This is a genomic window from Streptomyces sp. Ru62 (assembly GCF_002920615.1).
GTDB lineage: Bacteria > Actinomycetota > Actinomycetes > Streptomycetales > Streptomycetaceae > Streptomyces.
Genome location: NZ_PQSU01000017.1, coordinates 1 through 18,996, shown reverse-complemented (window position 1 = coordinate 18,996; position 18,996 = coordinate 1). Strand labels below are relative to the sequence as shown.

Sequence of the window (18,996 nt, the reverse complement as noted above, 5' to 3'; positions counted from 1 at the left end):
TCTGTCACGCCCACGCGGGCGGCGATCGCGACGGAACCGACCCCGGGGTCAGTCCACGCTCGGCAGGATGTGGGGCTCGGCGAGGTCGTCCTCGTAACCCGCGAGGCGGATCGGGGCGGACCGGGCCCACACGTCGAGGCTGCCGAGTTCTCCGGGCCGGCGGCCCGCGCGCTCCGTGTGTTCGTCGGGCCGCTGCTCGCGATTCGTCTTCTCCGGTGTCACCGCGCACTCCTTATGTGTCGGGTCACCCTCGGGGCGTACCGGACAGTCTGCGCTCCGGTGCTCGACGCCCGCTCGGGTCTGGGTGGAAGGCCAGTTCGGACGCGGTGGCGCCGGTTCCTCTGTCAGAGCGCGCCGTTGTCCGCCGGCTCGCCCCAGGACGGACGGTGGGTGTGGGTGGAACCCCGGTGCTGGTGTCCGTCGGCTCCAGATTAACCAAATGAGCGGGCAACCGCTCGATAGGGAGTGCAAACAAGCTGTAACCGATATGCTTCCTACCGCTCCTCAACACCCCCCAATATGGAGCTTTTTGTAACAAATCGCTCACTCGGACGACGCGGCGAATCACCCGCGTGGCCTACAGGGACGAACACCTCTTCAAGTGCTGTTGGCCCGGCCGCAAGGTCGCCGTGTTCTGCTGACGCGGCAACGGCTGTCTCGCGGAAGGGCTGACGCATGGAGCTGCGCAGTGTCGAGGAGCTGATGGATCTGCTGCACGCCGGCCGGCCCGTGCACGCGCTGCGGACCGCGGCGCTGCTGCGCCGCAGCCGTCCCGCCGACAAGGAGCTCCAGGTGGCGGGGCTGGTGCTGGGCATCGGGCCGGTGCTCTGCCCGGGGGATGAGGCGGCCCGGGCGCGCAGCGCGGCCGAGGCGGTGCGCGCCCTGCTCGGGGAGCGGGTGTTCCGGCTGGTCCGTGGGGACGCGGACCCGGCGGACGACGACGCGCTGCGGCTGCGCCAGGCCGGCGAGGAGAGCCGCACCGCCGGCCTCGACGCGGGCGTGCTGGAGGACTGGCGCACGGTGCTGGAACTGGTGGCGGCCCGCCACGCCCGGCTCGGCGCGGTGGACTGAGGGCACGGCAGCCGCCACGGCGCGCCCGGGGGGGCGCCGCGCCGGGGCTTGTCCGCGGGGGCGCCGCCGCCGTGGCGTGCGCCCGGGTGTCACCCGCGGCGGCTCCGCGCGCCCTCTACCACTTGCCGGGGGCGTAGTCCTTGAGGAAGACGCCGTACAGGTCCTCGCCCGCCTCGCCGCGCACGACCGGGTCGTAGACGCGGGCGGCGCCGTCGACCAGGTCGAGCGGTGCGTGGAAACCGGCCTCGGCGAGGCGCAGCTTGTCGTAGTGGGGGCGCTCGTCGGTGATCCAGCCGGTGTCGACCGAGGTCATGAGGATCCGGTCGGTCTCGAACATCTCGTGGCCGCTGGTCCGCGTCACCATGTTCATGGCGGCCTTGGCGGCGTTGGTGTTCGGGTGGCCCGCGCCCTTGTAGCCCCGGCTGAAGACGCCCTCCATGGCCGAGACGTTCACCACGTACGCCCGTCCGCTCGCCGCCTTCCTGGCGGCATCGGCCATGGCCGGGCGGAGCTTGCTGATCAGGATGAACGGCGCCGTGTAGTTGCACAGCTGGGTCTCCAGCAGCTCCACCGGGGAGATCTGCTCGATCGTCTGCACCCAGGTGTTGGACTCCACGACATCGGGGAGCAGGCCGCCCGCGTCGATGGCGGTGCCGTCGAGGTGCCGGGCGACGCTGGCGTTGCCCGCGACCAGAGCGAGGTCGGCGACCTTCTGCGCGTCGAGGCCGCTGGTGCCGACGGGCAGCGCGGCCAGGCCGTCGACCGCGCCGGAGTTGAAGGCACCGATGACGTGGTGGGCGGGGAGTTCCCCGGCGGGCAGCGGGGCGCTCTCGCCCTCGACCAGGGCGGCGTAGGCCGAGGGCAGGCGGCGTACGGTCTGCGTGGCGTTGTTGATCAGGATGTCCAGCGGGCCGGCCCCGGCGACCTGATCGGCCAGCGCGACGACCTGACCGGGGTCGCGCAGGTCGATGCCGACGACCTCCAGGCGGTGGATCCAGTCCGCCGAGTCCTCCATCGCCTTGAAGCGGCGGATGGCGTCCTTGGGGAACCGCGTGGTGATGGTGGTGTGCGCGCCGTCACGGAGCAGGCGCAGCGCGATGTACATGCCGATCTTGGCCCGGCCGCCGGTGAGCAGGGCGCGCTTGCCGGTGAGGTCGGTGCGGGCCTCCCGCTTGGCGCGGTTCTCGGCGGCGCACTTCTGGCACAGCTGGTGGTAGAAGTAGTCGACCTCGACGTAGCGCTGCTTGCAGATGTAGCAGGAGCGCGGGCGCTGGAGTATGCCCGCGATCCGGCCGGGCTCGACCTTGGAGGAGGGCAGGATGCCCTCGGTCTCGTCGTCGATGCGCTCGGCGGAGCCGGTGGCGGTGGCCTCGGTGACGGAGCGGTCGTGCGCGGTCTTGGCGGCCCGGCGCTCCTGGCGGCGGCGCTGCTTCACCGTCCGGTAGATGTGCGAGGTGGCCCGGCGGACCGCGATGGCGTCGGGGTGGTCGACGTCCAGCCGGTCCAGTTCCTCCAGCACGCTCAGGCAGACGGCCAGCCGCTCCGGGTCGATACCGGGCCCGTGGACCGCCTCCTCCATGGCGGCGTCCGTGGGCACGTCCATCGCCGCCGAGCCGTCGTCTGTCACCGTCATCGCGCTGCCGCTTCCCTGATCACCCGCGCAGCGCTCCGAGTCGCGCCCGCTTTCGAACAGCGAATTTTACGGAGCCCGGCCCGGCGCACCAAACCGCTGCCCGGGCGGGTGGGTGCCGCACCCGCCCGACAGCCCACCCCGCGCCCGCGGCCGCCGACGGCGCGCACGCCCCGCGGGAGCCACCCGCACCCGACGACGAGAGCCGCACGGGTGGCGCGGCTGCGAGCCCCGTGGCCGACGCTCAGCCGTCGCAGACGGCCAGGAGCGTCTCCACCTCCGCCGACACCGCATGAGCGAACCGGTCCAGGTCCGGCACGGCCTCCGCGTCGGCGACCAGCCCGTAGTGCACGCGCCCGCGATACGTCGAGATCGCGACCGCCAGCGCCTGGCCGGGTGCGAGCGGGGCCAGCGGATACACCTCGGTCAGCTCGTGGCCGCCGAGCCGGAGCCCGAGCCCGGGCAGCGGCACGCTGGTGACCAGGATGTCGAACCACAGCCGGGCCGCCTGGCCGACCAGCGGCCCGCCCAGCCGGTGCCCGAGGGCCGGCACGTGGTCGGCGAGCAGCGCGACCGCTCCGGCACCCCGGTTGGGACCCGCGTCCTTGTTGCGGATCATCGCGGTCCGCACCGTCTCCAGCCGGCCGAGCGGGTCGGGCTCGCCCACCGGAAGCCGTATCAGGTACCCGGAGAGCCGGTTGCCCTGTGGCTGGGCGGTGCGCGGACGGCGCCGGGAGACGGGGATCAGGGCGCGGGGCGCCACGCCCCCGCTGCCGTCGCCCCGCTCGTCCAGCCAGCGGCGCAGCGCGCCGGCGACGACGGCGATCAGGACGTCGTTCACGGTGCCGCCGGCGCTCTTGCGCACCCGGTGCACGTCGTCGATGTCGAGGACGACCCCGGCGGTGCGGCGGGTGCCGCTGGGCGCGGAGGTCAGCGCGGCACACGGCCGCATGCCGAGGGTGGACAGGGCGAGCGAGGCGCCGATGTCCAGGGCCCGGCCCACGTCGGACAGCGCGTCCCGGAAGAGCCCGGGCATCCGCGCGGGAAGCCGGCGCACGTCGGACAGCAGGCCGCGCGGCGGCTCGATCACGCGGGGCGCGCGCTCGGGAAGGTCGACGGGGTCGAGGACGCCGGCGGCGAGCTTCAGCGCGCGCAGCCCGTCGGCGAGGGCGTGGTGGAACTTGAAGAGCACGGCGAAGGACATCCCGTCCTCGCCGGGCAGCACGTGCGCCTCCCATGGCGGCCGGCCGCGTTCCAGGGGGCGCTCCATCAGCCGCCCGGCGTCCGCGTGGAAGTCGTCGGTCGGGGCGTGCAGCGTCACGTGGTTCAGGGGGTCGAAGTCCGGGTCGGTCTCGCGGGCGGCGCCGCCGAAGGCGTGCGGCTGCCACAGGTCGCGGATGCGCATGCGCAGCCCGGGTACGGCGGCGGCCCGGGCTGCGAGCAGGTCGGCGGCGTGGGCCCCGGCGGTGGGCGAGTGCGCGGAGAAGACGCCGAGCGCCCCGAGGTGCATCGGGTGCCGGTCGGACTCCATGTTCCAGAAGGCCAGGTCGAGTGGAGCCAGCAGGTCGGAAGTCAAGGGCTTGCCTCACGCGTCGACGAGGGGTGGATCAGCAGTCAATCCCTGCTGAGCGATTACGGTCAAGTACGATCACGCTACGCACAGTTAACGCCAGGTTAAGTCCCGCCACCGGTGAAATCGGCGGGACGCAGGCGACGGCTGAGGTCATTTCAGGACGGGCGGCGCCGCTTCGGGTGACGTACCCCACTCCGACGGCCGCGGGCCGACCGTGAAGGCCAGGGAGCGCAGGGAGCGCAGCGCGCCGGTCGTCAGATAGGTCCGGCCGTGCGCCCTGCCGTCTGTGTGCACGGCCTGGACGTAGCGGTCGGCGGCCGAGGTGCCGGGGGCGGTCACCGTCAGCCGGCCGGCGGGCCAGTAGCGGCGGTCCAGGGCGAGGTCGACGCGGTCGAAGACCGGGGTGGTCAGGCCCCAGGTGTCGTAGCCGGGCTGGACCGGGAAGAGGCCGATGGACGACAGGACGTTCCAGGCGGACATCGTGCCGAGGTCGTCGTTGCCGGTCATGCCGGTGGGGCTGTCGGTGAACAGGGTCAGCGCCGCGTGCACCACGTCGGTGGTCTTCCAGGGCTGGCCGGTGGAGAGGTAGGTGTAGGGCGCGATGAGGTCCGGCTCGTTCATCGGGTTGTAGACGGCGGCGTTGTAGTAGGCGTACGGGTCGCCGTGCACCCACACCTCGCGGGCGGTCCCCTCCGGGTCCGCCAGCAGCCGGTCGTAGGCGAAGAAGGCGTCCAGGCGGGCGTTGGCCGCGCGCGTGCCGCCGATCAGATCGACCATGCCCGGGACGTCCTGCGGGACGAGCCACTGGTACTGCCAGGCCGTGCCCTCGTGGAAGCCGGTGCCGCGGGCCGGGTCGGGCGAGCCGGTGAAGGCGCCGGAGGCGTCACGGGCGCGGAAGAAGCCGGTGCCGGGGTCGAAGACGTTCCGGTAGTTGCGCGAGCGGGCGGCGTAGCGGACGGCGTCGTCCTCGTGGCCGAGACCGCGGGCCATCTGGGCGAGCATCGCGTCGGCGAGCGCGTACTCCAGGGTGACGGAAGCCCCGTGGTGGTAGTCGGAGTCGCCCATCTTGGCGTACGGCCGGCCCTTGACGTAGGGCGCGAAACCCTCCGCGATGTACTCGGCGTTGGCCTCCCGGCCGATGCCCGGGTACTCGGCGGGCGGCACCCCGTCGGCGTTCTTCTTCAGCGCGCGGTAGGCCCGCTCCTCGAATCCCTTCAGGAGCCCCATCCGGTAGGCGGTGGTCAGGAACGGGGTGACCGGGTCACCGCTCATGATGTTCGTCTCGACCGGACCGTAGCCCCACTTGGGCAGCCACCCGCCGTCCTCGTCGACCGCGACCACCGACCGGGCCATGTCCCGGGCCTCGCGCGGGGCGAGCAGCGCGAGGAGCTGGGCCTGGGTGCGGTAGGTGTCCCACAGCGACCAGTTCTGGTAGTAGGTGAAGCCGCGGGCGCGGTGGGTACGGCGGTCCCAGCCGAAGTAGCGGCCGTCGGCGTCGCTGCCGATGTTGGGCGCGAGGTGGGAGCGGTACAGCGAGGAGTAGAAGGTCCGGCGGAGCGTGGGCGTGCCCCCGCGCACCCGGACGGCGGCGAGCCGGCGCTCCCACTCCTCGCGGGCCCGGTGGCGTACGGCGTCGAAGGTTTGGCCGCCCTCGGCGCGCAGGTTGCCGGCGGCGCCGCGCGAGTCGACGTACGACAGGGCGGTGGTCGCCTCGACCGTGCGGTCCCGGGTGGTGTCGAAGCGGACGTAGGCGCCGCCGGATCCGCTGCGGGCGCCCGGGGTGACGGTCCCGCCCGCCCAGGTGCCGTAGGCGGTGAAGGGCCGGCTGAAGCGGGTGATCGTGTAGACCGTGTAGGGGCCGGTGTCCCGGCAGAAGCCGTGGCCGGTAATCTCGGTGCGCACGGTCCGGTCGTCCAGGATCTGCACCGCGCTGCTCACCGCCTTGTGCAGCGACTGGGCCGCGTTCAGCAGGACGTTGGCCTTGTCGGTGGCCGGGAAGGTGTAGCGCTGGACGCCGGTGCGGGCGGTCGCGGTGAGTTCGGCGCGGATGCCGGAGGCGAGGCCGACCCGGTAGTAGCCGGGGCTCGCCTCCTCGTCGTCGTGCGAGAAGGCCGCCGCGTACTGGGCGTAGTCCGTCTGGGTGACGTCGCCGGTGGTGGGCAGCACGGGCAGGTCGCCGCCGATCCGGCAGCCGACGCCCGAGAGGTGGACCAGCGAGAACCCGCGGATACGGTTCTGCGCGTAGTCGTACCCGGTGCTGTGCCCGGTGTCCGGGGAGAGCTGCACCATGCCGAAGGGCACGGCCGCGCCGGGGAAGGTGTTGCCCTCGTTCTGGCTCCCGATGAAGGGGTTGACCAGGTCGGTGAGGTGGCCGTCGGTCCGCTCGGCGGCGCGTGCGGCGGGGGTGGCGATCAGCGCGGACGCTGCCATCACCCCGGCCAGGCACAGCCGTGTGCGCCGGGTCCCTCTCATGTCGGATGACCTCCGCAGGTTGGACGTCGTTGCCTGCATCCTGGACGGCCGACGGTGCAAACCTGGGCATTCCGAGAGGGTGATGTCGAACGCGTCGCGCCGTGGGGGCCGCTGACGCCCTGTCCGTCAGGGCACCCGCTGCCCCTTCCCCAACGCGATGACCCCGCCCTTGGACACGGTGTACAGCTCGGCGTCCCGCTCCGGGTTGACGCCGATCGTCGCGCCGGGCGGCACCTCGACGTTCTTGTCCAGCACGGCACCGCGGACCACCGCGCCCCGGCCGATGTGGACGTTGTCGTGCAGGACGGAGCCCTGGACGACCGCTCCGGGGTCGACGCGGACACCCGGGGACAGCACCGACCGGGTGACCTGGCCGCGGATCAGGCAGCCCGCGCTGATGATGGACTCGCTCGCGATCCCGCCCGCGTTGAAGCGGGCCGGGGAGAGCTGGTAGGAGTGCGTGTAGATGGGCCACTGCCGGTTGTAGAGGTTGAACGCCGGGCGCTCGGCGATCAGGTCCATGTGCGCCTCGTAGTAGGCGTCCAGGGTGCCCACGTCCCGCCAGTAGCCCTGGTCGCGGCTGGTCTCGCCGGGCACGTGGTTGTCGCTGAAGTCGTACAGCTGCGCCTCGCCGCGGGCGGTCAGCTGGGGCAGGATCGAGCCGCCCATGTCGTGCACGGACTGGCTGTCCTCGGCGTCCCGGTGCAGTGCCTCGATCAGCACCTTGGTGGTGAAGACGTAGTTGCCCATCGAGGCGAAGACCGTCTCCGGGTCGTCCGGCAGGCCCGGGGGGTCGGCGGGCTTCTCCAGGAAGCGCTCGACGGTGCGGCCGTCCGAGCCCGGGGTGATCACCCCGAAGGAGGAGGACTGCGCGCGCGGCACCCGGATGCCGGCCACCGTCACCCCCGCACCGCCCTCGATGTGCTGCGCGAGCATCTGCCGCGGGTCCATGCGGTACACGTGGTCGGCGCCGAACACGGCCACGTACTCGGGCTGTTCGTCGTGGACCAGGTTCAGCGACTGCAGGATGGCGTCGGCGCTGCCCAGGTACCAGCGCGGGCCGAGCCGCTGCTGGGCGGGGACCGGGGTGACGTAGTTGCCGAGCAGGCTGGACATCCGCCAGGTGGTGGTGATGTGCCGGTCCAGCGAGTGCGACTTGTACTGGGTCAGCACGCAGATGCGCAGCACGTCGGCGTTGACGAGGTTGGACAGGACGAAGTCGACGAGCCGGTAGGTGCCGCCGAAGGTGACGGCTGGTTTGGCGCGGTCCGCGGTCAGCGGCATCAGGCGTTTGCCCTCGCCGCCGGCCAGCACGATCCCGAGTACGGAAGGCCCTCCACGACGCATGGCCGCTCCCCTCACCGTGGTTGAACCATGGTTGCCCCGAGCGGGCCGGACTAAGCCTGCTTGAGGATCTCCTCGTACAGTCCCGCCGTGCGGCGGGCCACCGCGTCCCAGCCGAACTCCCCCACCGCGCGGGCCCGTCCGGCCTCGCCCATCCGCCGGGCCGCGCCGGGATCACCGAGAACGGTGTCCAGCGTCCGGGCGAGCCCGGACTCGAAGTCGTCGTCCACGTCGACCAGGAGACCGGTACGGCCGTCGTCCACGACCTCGGGGATGCCGCCCACCCGGGACGCGACGACCGGTGTGCCGCAGGCCATCGCCTCCAGGTTGACGATGCCCAGCGGCTCGTACACCGACGGGCACGCGAACACGGTCGCGTGCGTGAGGAGTTGGACGACCTCCGTGCGCGGCAGCATCTGCGGGATCCAGTGCACGCCCGCCCGCACCCGGCGCAGCTCCTCGAACAGCTCCTGGAACTCCCGGTCGATCTCGGGGGTGTCGGGCGCGCCCGCGCACAGCACGACCTGGGCGCCGGGGTCGATGTCCCGTACCGCGCGCAGCAGATGGGGCACGCCCTTCTGCCGGGTGATCCGGCCGACGAACAGGACGTACGGGCGGGCCGGGTCGATGCCGTGCCGGGTGAGCGCGTCGGTGCCGTGGTCGGGCCGGTACAGACGCGTGTCGATGCCGTTGTGGACGACGTGGACGCGGGCCGGGTCGAGGGCCGGGTAGCAGGCGAGGATGTCGTCGCGCATGGCGCCGGAGACGGCGATCACCGCGTCGGCGGCCTCGATCGCGGTGCGCTCGGCCCAGCCCGACAGCGCGTAGCCGCCGCCGAGCTGCTCGGCCTTCCAGGGGCGCAGCGGCTCCAGCGAGTGCGCGGTGACCACGTGCGGGATGCCGTACAGCAGCTTGGCGACATGGCCGGCGAGATTGGCGTACCAGGTGTGGGAGTGGACGAGTTCGCGGCCTTCCAGGGCCGCAGCCATGGCGAGGTCCACGGAGAAGGTGCGCAGCGCGTCGTTGGAGCCGTCCAGGACGGACCAGGGCCGGTGCCGTACGACGCCGACGCCGCGGCCCTCGCCCCAGCAGTGCACCTCCAGGTCCACCAGGGACGCCAACTCGCGGGCGAGGAACTCCACATGGACACCGGCGCCGCCATACACATCCGGGGGGTACTCCCGGCTCAGCAGTCCCACTCGCACCCGGCAACCCCCTGGTCTCGGTGGCAGGTTCCCCTCATGGTCACCCAGATGCGGCGCCCGGGGAAGAGCGCGGGGACGAGCGCGGCGGTCGGGTCAGGCAGCAGTCGCCGCAGAGCCCCCCGCCGGGCACCCGGTAGTACAGACAGCAGCTGCGGCGCCGGAACGCCGGGCCGGTGCGGGTGCCGGTGGCGCTCAGCAGGGGGTGGGCGAAGAGGTCACCGGTGAGCTCCCGGGCGCGGGCCGCGACGTCGGTACGGCCGTGGGCGCGCGCCCAGCGGCTCAGCTCCCGGGCGGTCGCGGCGAGCGCGGAGCCCGCGTTGCCCCACAGCAGGCCCGGCGCGACGCCGTAGCGGGCCCGCAGAACCTTCGCGAGGGGCTCCAGATGACCGTGCAGCACGGTGCCGGCGAGCGTGGCGGCGTCTCCCGGCAGCGGGCGCAGCTCGGCGAGCCACAGATCGTCGGGGACGGCGGCGCGGGCGTCCCAGTGCAGCAGGGGCGGGTCCAGATCGGGCAGCCGGCCGTACAGGACGGCACAGCCGAGGGCCGCCGACCACAGCCGGGCGGCCAGTCCCTGCTGGGCGAGGGAGGCGGCGACCCGGGGCTCGCCGGTGCCGAGCCGGTCCGCGACGGTGGCGACGCGCAGCGCCAGAGGGTCGCGGCCGGTCTCCGTGGCCGCCCCCGCGTAGCCCTCCGCCAGGGTCGGCAGCCGTCGCGCACCGGTGCCGTTGGCGGCTCCCGGGAGGGTGCGCAGGGGGAAGAAGCCGCCGAGCGCGCGCAGGGCTGAGAGTTCGGGGTCCAGGTCCACGACAGACACTCGTACCAGGCGCGGCGGGGGGCTGATCAGGCGGGTGTCCGCCCCCCGATCACCCGTCCAGGGGATGATCAGGCCGCTGGTGTACTCCATCGGCAGTAGGACGCATTGCGTGCTCAGGTACGACGACGGGAAGCACCGGGGCGGGCAGAGTGTTGGCCATGGAAGCCGACCGTACGCCGCGCCGGGCTCAGGACGCCCGTCGCACGCAGAGGAGACACCGATGAGCGCCCTGGCGTTGTCCGTGCTCCTGTCGTTCGTCTCCGCCCTCGCCTACGCGGGCGGAGCGATCGTGCAGGAGCAGGTCGCGGTGTCCTCCCCCGACAGCGGGTACCTGCCGCTGCGCCGCCCGGGCTGGTGGGGTGCGCTGGCGCTCAACGGTCTCGGCGGAGTGCTGCACGTCGTGGCACTGGCCTACGGGCCGCTCAGCCTCGTCCAGCCGCTCGGCGCGCTGACCATCGTCTTCGCGCTGCCCATGGCGGCGCTGTGCGTCGGCCGCCGGGCCGGCGCGACCGCCTGGCGCGGCGCCCTCATGGCCACGGTGGGCCTCGCCGGTCTGCTCTCCCTGGTCGGCTCCTCCTCCGCGCACTCCCTGGCCCCGGCCCAGCGGCTCGCGGTCGCGCTGGTCACCGGCGGGGCGGTGGTGGCGCTGATGTTCGCGGGCCTGGCCGCGCACCGGCACCCCGCCGTGCGCAGCGTGCTGCTCGCCACCGCCTCCGGCATCGCGTTCGGCATGTCGTCGGTGTTCACCAAGACCGTGGCCGTCGACTGGAGCCACGGCATCGCACTGGGCGACCTGCCCTCGCTCGCCGTGATCGGCCTTTTCGCGGTCGCCGGCGTCCTGCTGTCCCAGGCGTCCTACCGGGGTGGCGGCCTCGCCGCCCCGCTGGCAACGCTGACGGTGGTCAATCCGGTGCTGGCCGCCGCGGTCGGCATCCTGATGTTCGGCGAGACGTTCCGCTACGGCACCACGGGCACCGTGCTCGCCCTGGGCTGCGGGGTGGTGGCGGCGGGCGGGCTGATCATGCTGACGACGGAGCGGCTGACACGCGAGACGGCCCCGGCCCCGGCAACGCCGTCGGACCCGCCGGAGTCGGTGTCGACAGCGCCGTCGGACGGACGGGCGCTGGTCTCGATCGCGCCCTCGGACGAGTCGGCGCCGGTCCCGACAGCGCCGTCGCACGAGCCGGAGCCGGTCTCGACCGCGGCGTCGGGCGAGTCGGCCTCCGCTGTTCCGGCACCGGACGTCCTGTCACCGGCCGCGGTGACCTCCGGGCAGCGGGGAGTGACGGTGGCCGCGGAACCGGCGCGGTCCACCGAGCACGCGCGTCTCGCCGTGCCGCAGCCGCGCGAGGGCGTGGCCACCGGTGCGGAGCGGGGCCGGCGCGGAGTGACCGGCGTCGGCACGTCCGACCCGGTGAACCGTGCCGGGGCGGGCGAACCGGCGTTCCCCGCCGGGCCGAGCGGGCCGGTGCGCGTCCCCGGGGCGGCCGTTCCGGCGCCGGTCCGGGCCGAGTCGAGCGAGCCGGCCGGCCGCCCCGGTCCGGCCGAGGCCGTGGAGCGCGCCGGGGCGAGCGAGGCGGGTGTCCTCGCGGGGGCCACCGAGCCGGTGACGCACGCCGGGGCAGCCGAACCGGTCGGCCACCCAGAGCCGGCCCGACGAGTCGTGCGCACCGGTCCGGCAGAGGCCAAGGTGCACGCCGGGGCGAGCGAGGCGGGGGCCACCGAGCCGGGCGTGCCCGCACGGTTGGTGTCCGGCCCGGCCGGGAGCGGCGGGGCGGACACCGACGACGCCGGACCGCCCGCTGCCGGTGTGCTCCCGGCGTCGTACACGCCAGTGCCCGCCGACGGCGTGCTCCCCGTGTCGTACACCCCGCTGCCCGCGGGCGTCGCCGTACCGCTGCCGGTGCCGGCTCTGCGCCGTACCCGCGTCAGATCCTGACGCCGCCGGCCCGGAGATAGGCGAGCGGGTCGACGTCCGAGCCGAACCCGGGCCCCGTCCGCACCTCGAAGTGCAGATGCGGGCCCGTGACGTTCCCGGTGGCGCCGGAGCGGCCGATGCGCTGGCCCGCGGTGACGCTCTGGCCTGTGCGCACGGCAATGGCCGACAGGTGGGCGTACTGGGTGTAGCGGCCGTCGACGTGCCGGATCACGACCTGATAGCCGTACGAGCCGCCCCAGCCCGCGGCCACCACGCGCCCGGCCGCCGCCGCCTTCACGGACGTGCCCGTCGGCACGAGGAAGTCGACGCCGGTGTGGTAGCCCTTCGACCAGTGCGAGCCCGCCACGTGGTAGCCGGTGCCGACGGACGCGGTCACCGGGGCGACGAGCGCGTGCCGGGCCGGGGGCGTCCGGTGGGTGGTGGGGTGCTCGGAAGGGGCCTTCTTCTTCGGTGCCTTGGGGGGGCGCGGGGCGGGTCGGGGTGCCGTTCAGGCTGAGCCGCTGCCCCGGAATGATCAGGTCGGGATCGGTGCCTATGGTGGCGCGGTTGGCCGCGTACAGCGTGCGCCAGCCGCCCGTCACGTGGTGGTCGCCGGCGATGCCGGAGAGTGTGTCGCCGTGCACCACGGTGTACATCTCGGCCCGGCCGGCCCGGGACTGCGGGGTGGTCTGCGGCTGCACGTCCTTGACGGAGCCGGAGTGGGTGGAGGCGGAGTGGGTGGAGCCGGACTTCGCTGAGCCGGAGTGCGCGGAACCGGTTGTCGCGGGGCGCGCGGAGCTGGTCTCGGTGTGCACGTCGGGGGCGGGTCCGCCCCGGGTCAGCCCGGCCCGCACCGAGCACACCGGCCAGGCGCCCGGCCCCTGCCCGTCGAGGACCTTCTCGGCGACGGCGATCTGCTCGGCCCGGGTGGCCAGGTCGGCGCGCGGCGCGAACCGGGTGCCGCCGTAGGCCTCCCAGGTGGACTGGGTGAACTGCAGCCCGCCGAAGTAGCCGTTGCCCGTGTTGATGCTCCAGTTGCCGCTGGACTCGCAGGCGGCGACCTTGCTCCAGGTCGCCACGTCGGCGGCGTCCGCGGTGCCGGCGGCGACCAGCGGGATCGCGAGGCCGGCACCGCCCGCCGTGACGGTGAGTGAGGCGCGGTTGATCCTGTTCGGCTGGTACCGGCGGTGCCGGCCGCGTACGGCCATGTCCGAAATCCCCTCGGCATGCGTCAGGAGCGGCAAAAGTAAGCGCCCCGAACAGGCCATGACAAGACAGGAAATCGGCCTCCCGTGCGGTCCAAGTGGCCGGGAACGGCCCTTGTTTGATCCGACGGGCCGGTCAGTGAGGCGGACGGCGGTCCCGCTGCGTACACATGCGTGGCGGGTCGGATGTGCGCTCGCCGTAGCGGCACGTCAGGATGGGCAAGGACCCGTACTGACGGAGCCGTAGTACACGAGGCAACCAGGGAGCAGGCGGTATGAGCACTTCAGCGCAGATCGGTGTCACGGGCCTCGCGGTCATGGGCCGCAATCTCGCGCGGAACTTCGCGCGCAACGGCTACACGGTCGCCGTGCACAACCGTACGGTGTCGCGGACGAAGGCGCTGGTGGAGGAGTTCGGGGACGAGGGCGACTTCGTCGCCGCCGAGACCGCCGAGGAGTTCGTGGCGGCCCTGGAACGTCCGCGCCGGCTGGTCATCATGGTCAAGGCGGGCCAGCCGACGGACGCGGTGATCGAGGAGTTCGCCCCGCTGCTGGAGCCCGGCGACATGATCATCGACGGCGGCAACGCGCACTTCGCGGACACCCGGCGCCGGGAGCGTGAGCTGCGCGAGCGGGGCATCCACTTCGTCGGCACGGGCATCTCCGGCGGCGAGGAGGGGGCGCTGCACGGTCCGAGCATCATGCCGGGCGGTTCGAAGGAGTCGTACGGGTCGCTGGGCCCGATGCTGGAGAAGATCTCCGCGAAGGCGGAGGACGGGGCGCCGTGTGTGACGCACGTGGGTCCCGACGGTGCCGGGCACTTCGTGAAGATGGTCCACAACGGTATCGAGTACGCCGACATGCAGCTGATCGGAGAGGCGTACCAGCTGCTGCGCGACGTCGCCGGGTACGCGCCCGCGCAGATCGCGGACATCTTCCGCACCTGGAACACCGGCCGGTTGGACTCGTACCTGATCGAGATCACCGCCGAGGTGCTGTCCCACGTGGACGCGGCCACCGGCAAGCCGTTCGTGGACGTCGTGGTGGACCAGGCCGAGCAGAAGGGCACCGGCCGCTGGACGGTGCAGATCGCGCTGGACCTGGGCGTTCCGGTGTCCGGCATCGCCGAGGCGGTCTTCGCCCGCTCGCTGTCCGGTCACGCGCCGCTGCGGGCCGCTTCGCGGGAGCTGGTCGGACCGAAGCCGTCCCCGCTGAGCGAGTCGGAGGCTGCCGCCTTCGCCGACCGGGTGGAGCAGGCGCTGTACGCGTCCAAGATCGTGTCGTACACGCAGGGCTTCCACGAGATCGCCGCGGGCAGCGAGGAGTACGGCTGGGACATCGACCTGGGCGCGGTGGCCTCGATCTGGCGGGGCGGCTGCATCATCCGGGCCGCGTTCCTCGACCGCATCCGCGCCGCGTACGACACCCGGGCCGACCTGCCGAGCCTGCTGTCGGACGAGACGTTCGCCCGCGAGATCGCCGAGGCGCAGGACGACTGGCGGGAGGTGCTGGTCGCGGCGACCCGCCAGGGCGTGCCGACGCCCGGTTTCGCGGCCGCCCTGGCCTACTACGACGCACTCCGGGCGGAACGGCTGCCGGCGGCGCTGACGCAGGGGCAGCGGGACTTCTTCGGCGCGCACACGTACCGGCGTGTGGACCGGGAGGGCTCGTTCCACACGCTGTGGGGCGGTGACCGGAGCGAGGTGACCGCGTAGCGCGGCCGGGCACGAAAGGTCTCGGGGTCTCGGTGGTTTCGGGGCTCGGTCGTCTCGGGGGCTCGGGGGGATCGGTGGGCTCGGCGGGCTTGGTGGGCTCGGCGTCTCCCTGGGCTCACCGGCGCCGACGGGCTCGTGGTCTCTGCGGGTTCGGCGGACTCCTGGTCTCGGCGGGCTCATGGTCTCCGCGGATTCGGCGGACTCCTGATCTCGGCGGGCTCGTGGTCTCGGCCGTCTCGGCGGTGCGCACCTTCCACCCCGCCCGGGACGCAGGGGCTCGCGCGGGAGCCCCGGGAGCCGAGCGGGCTCGGCGGGGCTCGGCGGGCTATGCGGGGCCCGGCGGGTTCGGCGGGTTCGGCGGGTTACGCGGGGCCCGGCAGGTTCAATTGCCTCTTCTTGTCGATCAGGGCGCGGGTGGAGGCTGTGCGTGGCTGGTCGCGCCCGCTCGGCGCGGCTGAGTCGCATCTCGGTGCCGTCCCGCGCCCCTCGGGGGGAGCCTGGCGCCCCTGTGTTCCAGGCGCCCGGCCCCTGCCGTGCCTCAGGTGAGCGGAGGCCCCGGCTCCGGATTCGGTACGGGCTCCGGGCCCGGCGGGATGGGGGACGGTGACGGCTCCGGGGGGCCCGGGTGGGGCGGGGGCGGGCTCGGGTTGGGGCCCGGCGGGGGTGGCGTGGGCTGCGGGACCGGTTCCGGGGTCGGGACCGGGCTCGGGTAAGGATCCGGCGGGGTCGGGCCCGGACCCGGTGTCGGGCCCGGCGGTACCGGGTCGGGGTGCGGGTTCGTCATGGTGTCCTCCGGGCAGTCACGGGACGTCGCCTCTGGACTACTCCCCCGCCTACCCGACCGCCGCCCGGCCACTCACCCGACAGCAGCACCGATCGAGTCCAGGCGGGTGGCCGACGGTACGTTGAGCGGGCGCTTGCCGACGGACGGCGGCCGGGGTCTCGGGCGCTCGCTGAGAGGCGGCCCCGATGGGCGACCGCACACTCGAACCGGCCCAGGCGGACCGCCGCTCGATCAGAAGCGGTCCGGGTGGGCGCGCAGCCAGTCCTTCGCGGCCGACAGCAGTCGGGGGTCGGCCGGCGGGGCCGCCTCCGGGTGCCGTTCGGCCCACTTCACGACGTACGGGCAGAGCGGGGCCACCGGGACGCCCTCGCGCTCGGCGAGGGCGTACAACTCACGGGCGAGCGATCCGGCGATGCCCTTGCCCTCGTGGGCGGGCTCGACAATGGTGTGGACGGGGACCAGGGCGCGTTCCGGTGCCTCCAGGACGAAGTACTCGATGCGACCGACGACTTCACCGTCGCCGAGAGCCTCCAGGCGGCCCGCCGCCCGGTCGTCGCGGATCTCGGTCTCGCTCATGGGCACGCACGCTCCTGGTCCTCGTCCTGTCAGGCCCCTACGGCCTGCGGGCTGCGCTGCTGGTCCGAGCCGGGCACCGGTTCGGACGGGTCGGCGCCGAGGGACACGATCCGGTTGCCGGCGTCGACGTGCACGACCCGGGGCCGCAGCGCACGTGCCTCCGCGTCGGTGACCTGAGCGTAACTGATGATGATCACAAGGTCGCCGGGGTGGACGAGGTGGGCCGCGGCCCCGTTGATCCCGATGACCCCGGACCCACGCTCACCCTCGATGACGTACGTCTCCAGCCGGGCGCCGTTGGTGACGTCCACGATGTGCACCAGTTCCCCGGGCAGCAGGTCGGCGGCGTCGAGGAGATCGGCGTCGATGGTCACCGATCCCACGTAGTGCAGGTCGGCCTGGGTGACGGTGGCTCGGTGGATCTTGGACTTGAACAGAGTACGCAGCACTTTGGACTCCTGTATGACGGCTCCCTGCCAGCTTTCTGCAGGTCAAGGGCGGTATCACCCTACAACTGGCACGCGCCTGAGTCGAAGATTGTGAGGAACATCGCTTCACTTCGGTGAGCCGGCTCCCTGCCTGGGCTTCCGTACGAACCAGGCTGTTGTGGCTCGTCGAACACGCCCCTACCTGAACACTCTTCGCGGAACGCGCCAGGACCGATGCTGACGAAACGCTGACTTACCTGACGGCATATCAGGAACGTGAGGGCACGGCCACGAGGTGGTCGGTGTCAGTGAGCGCCGCCGACGCGATGAGGACCGGCACCCCGGGCCCGGGTGAAGTCGAGGCGCAGCTGGCGTCCAACCGCCCGCATGACTCGCAGGTGCAGCGGGGGCTGGATATGCCAGCAGCTCTGCTGAGGCTTTCGACGACGCCCACTACGGGCGCGTATCGGTCCGCCACGGACACGCCCTCGTGCGGAGCCGCACTCCCAGGGTGCGCCGCGCTTTGTCAAATCTCCCTGGTGTCAGGGGAGGTGTCGTCTAGCGTCTGGTCTGTCGCGAAGGGATGGAGGCAGTGCTGATGAGCGGGAGCGGCGGGAAGCGGAGCCGTCTTTCAACCAAGGCGGTTCTCGCCGTGTGGGTGCGCAGTGGAGGCAGGTGCATGCTGTGCAACGCGTACCTGCTGGAGGGGACGATGTCGGGACGGACGCTTCCTTTGGGGGAGGTCGCGCACATCGTTGGGCAGAGCACTGATCCGCGCTCGCCGCGCGGCGGGGATCTGTTGGAGAAGGCGTTGCGGGATGAGGCGGACAATCTGATGCTGCTGTGTGCCCAGCAACATATGGAGATCGATGCGAAGGCCGCGCTGGACGTCTTCACCGTCGAGTGGCTGCGCCGTGTGAAGCAGGAGCATGAGGACCGTGTCAGGCACCTGACCGCGTTGGGGCCGGAGAGGGCCACCACGGTGGTGCGGATGGTGGGGTCGGTGCACGGAAATGCCGTCGAGCTGTCGCGGGAGACCGCTGCGGACGCTGTGACGGCAGGCCGCCGGTTTCCTTTGTATCTGGAGTCCTACTCCCGGCACGGTGTGGAGATAGATCTGCGGCACATTCCCGGCGAGCAGGCAGCCGCTGCCTGGGACGCGGAATCTGCCGCCGAGGCCAGCCGTCACTACTATCGGCAGGCGACCACGGTCATCGATGACGTGGTCCGAAACCGGCTGCGACCAGGGATAGAGCGGGAATCCGTGCAGCATCTGAGCGTGTTCGGATTCGCGCGTCTGCCATTGCTGGTCTATCTCGGGTCGCTCTTGGACGACACCGTGCCGACGCACATCTACCAACGCCACCGACACGAGCAGTCCTGGGTGTGGTCTGCCGAGAGCGGCCCGGTGACCGAGTTCGCCGCGCATCCGGTTCAGGCCGGGCAAGACCGGGACGAGGCTGTCGTCGTGATGAACATCTCCGGGATCATCGCGCCTTCGGAGGTTCCGCGGGACCTTTCGGCGCTGCGCCGCTACGAGGTCAGCCCGGTGGGCACGCAGGCCGGTCCGGACATACTGCGGTGCCGGGCGTCACTGCAACAGATGGAGGAAACGCTACGGACGCTTCTCGCGCGGCTGGAAAGGGAGGCAAAGTCGCTGCGCCGCCTGCATGTCCTGCCTGCCGTTCCCGTCTCCGCGGCAATCGCCCTGGGCCGTGCTCACCATCCGCAGGTGCACCCGCAGCTCGTGATCTACGAGCGCTTGGCGGGCAGCTACATGCCCACCTTGGAGGTGGGGCAGGTTCCCGGCTGACCTGCACACGGCGGCCCGGCGTGCGGCGCCGTGGAGCGCCTTCTCATCAGGGCTTGGAGGTGTGGCCGCGGCGGGGTATGCCAAGTTCGGCCGGAGCGGAGCTGGGGGTGCGGGTCTTGCCGACGCCCGGCAGCCTCAAGGGGCTGACGGCCCTGCCGGGGATGCAGGGCCGCAGGTCCAGAGACGCGGGCAGTGCTCCCTACTCGCTGTACGGAATGAAGCGGTGTGCCGGGGCTGTCCCGGTGTGGGGCTGGGCGCACAGGTGGGTCCCGGATACGGGGTGGCGCATCTGGATGCCCAGCAGGGTGATCAGGGTGGCGGTGGTTGCCATCAGGTCGGCGGCGGAGCCGTGGAATGTGGGAGTGGAGCAGCCCCTTGTGGGGCGCAGTTCGTCGTCCGGGGCGGGTTCGGCCCACAGTGCGTGGTACGCCTCGAGGTTGGGGGCGCT

Annotated in this window: 12 protein-coding genes and 3 pseudogenes; 4 read left to right on the top strand and 11 right to left on the bottom strand. The window is 72.7% G+C overall.

What is annotated here, in order from left to right; genetic code table 11:
- Positions 1-48: 48 nt before the first annotated feature.
- Entirely contained in the window at positions 49-222 is a 174-nt protein-coding gene (locus tag C3492_RS23215; protein WP_103813685.1) for a hypothetical protein, read from the bottom strand.
- Positions 223-675: 453 nt separating this feature from the next.
- On the opposite strand from C3492_RS23215, the gene C3492_RS23210 reads away from it, so the two are divergent.
- Positions 676-1,071, top strand: a complete 396-nt coding sequence (locus C3492_RS23210; RefSeq protein WP_103813684.1) for a hypothetical protein — start codon at positions 676-678, stop codon at positions 1,069-1,071.
- Positions 1,072-1,186: 115 nt separating this feature from the next.
- Here the strand turns inward: C3492_RS23210 and C3492_RS23205 are convergent, their stop codons facing one another.
- The 6 genes from C3492_RS23205 to C3492_RS23175 all read right to left on the bottom strand — a co-directional run bounded on the left by C3492_RS23205 (position 1,187) and on the right by C3492_RS23175 (position 10,100).
- Complete coding sequence (locus C3492_RS23205) at positions 1,187-2,704, bottom strand: SDR family NAD(P)-dependent oxidoreductase (protein WP_103813683.1); 1,518 nt, start codon at positions 2,702-2,704, stop codon at positions 1,187-1,189.
- A gap of 241 nt (positions 2,705-2,945) precedes the next feature.
- Positions 2,946-4,277: a wax ester/triacylglycerol synthase family O-acyltransferase gene (locus tag C3492_RS23200; RefSeq protein WP_103813682.1), complete on the bottom strand. Its 1,332-nt coding sequence runs from the start codon at positions 4,275-4,277 to the stop codon at positions 2,946-2,948.
- Positions 4,278-4,424: 147 nt separating this feature from the next.
- On the bottom strand, positions 4,425-6,746 hold the full coding sequence (locus tag C3492_RS23190) for a GH92 family glycosyl hydrolase (RefSeq protein WP_103813681.1): 2,322 nt from the start codon (positions 6,744-6,746) through the stop codon (positions 4,425-4,427).
- A gap of 126 nt (positions 6,747-6,872) precedes the next feature.
- Complete coding sequence (glgC, locus tag C3492_RS23185) at positions 6,873-8,093, bottom strand: glucose-1-phosphate adenylyltransferase (RefSeq protein WP_103813680.1); 1,221 nt, start codon at positions 8,091-8,093, stop codon at positions 6,873-6,875.
- Positions 8,094-8,143: 50 nt separating this feature from the next.
- The gene (glgA, locus tag C3492_RS23180) at positions 8,144-9,295 is read right to left on the bottom strand and encodes a glycogen synthase (protein ID WP_103813679.1); all 1,152 of its coding nucleotides are present in this window, start codon (positions 9,293-9,295) and stop codon (positions 8,144-8,146) included.
- Between the two features lie 40 nt (positions 9,296-9,335).
- Entirely contained in the window at positions 9,336-10,100 is a 765-nt protein-coding gene (locus C3492_RS23175) for a (2Fe-2S)-binding protein (RefSeq protein ID WP_103813678.1), read from the bottom strand.
- Positions 10,101-10,329: 229 nt separating this feature from the next.
- Between C3492_RS23175 and C3492_RS45940 the strand changes: the two are divergent.
- Positions 10,330-11,167, top strand: a pseudogene (locus C3492_RS45940) (DMT family transporter); the annotation flags it as partial.
- 870 nt (positions 11,168-12,037) lie between these two features.
- Here C3492_RS45940 and C3492_RS23165 read toward each other — a convergent pair.
- Positions 12,038-13,235 (bottom strand): annotated as a pseudogene (locus C3492_RS23165) (transglycosylase family protein).
- A gap of 272 nt (positions 13,236-13,507) precedes the next feature.
- On the opposite strand from C3492_RS23165, the gene gndA reads away from it, so the two are divergent.
- Positions 13,508-14,947, top strand: a complete 1,440-nt coding sequence (gndA, locus tag C3492_RS23160; RefSeq protein WP_103813677.1) for an NADP-dependent phosphogluconate dehydrogenase — start codon at positions 13,508-13,510, stop codon at positions 14,945-14,947.
- A 1,015-nt stretch (positions 14,948-15,962) separates the two neighbouring features.
- Here gndA and C3492_RS23150 read toward each other — a convergent pair.
- Positions 15,963-16,307, bottom strand: a complete 345-nt coding sequence (locus C3492_RS23150) for a GNAT family N-acetyltransferase (protein WP_103813676.1) — start codon at positions 16,305-16,307, stop codon at positions 15,963-15,965.
- A gap of 29 nt (positions 16,308-16,336) precedes the next feature.
- Positions 16,337-16,756 (bottom strand): aspartate 1-decarboxylase, encoded by a 420-nt coding sequence (gene panD / locus C3492_RS23145; RefSeq protein WP_103813675.1) that lies wholly within the window; start codon positions 16,754-16,756, stop codon positions 16,337-16,339.
- 658 nt (positions 16,757-17,414) lie between these two features.
- On the opposite strand from panD, the gene C3492_RS23140 reads away from it, so the two are divergent.
- Positions 17,415-18,548 carry an SAVED domain-containing protein gene (locus C3492_RS23140; protein ID WP_181140510.1) on the top strand — a complete coding sequence of 378 codons (1,134 nt, stop codon included), beginning with the start codon at positions 17,415-17,417 and terminating at the stop codon, positions 18,546-18,548.
- Between the two features lie 199 nt (positions 18,549-18,747).
- On the opposite strand, the pseudogene C3492_RS23135 reads toward C3492_RS23140, so the two are convergent.
- Positions 18,748-18,996 (bottom strand): annotated as a pseudogene (locus tag C3492_RS23135) (thiamine biosynthesis protein ThiF); the annotation flags it as partial.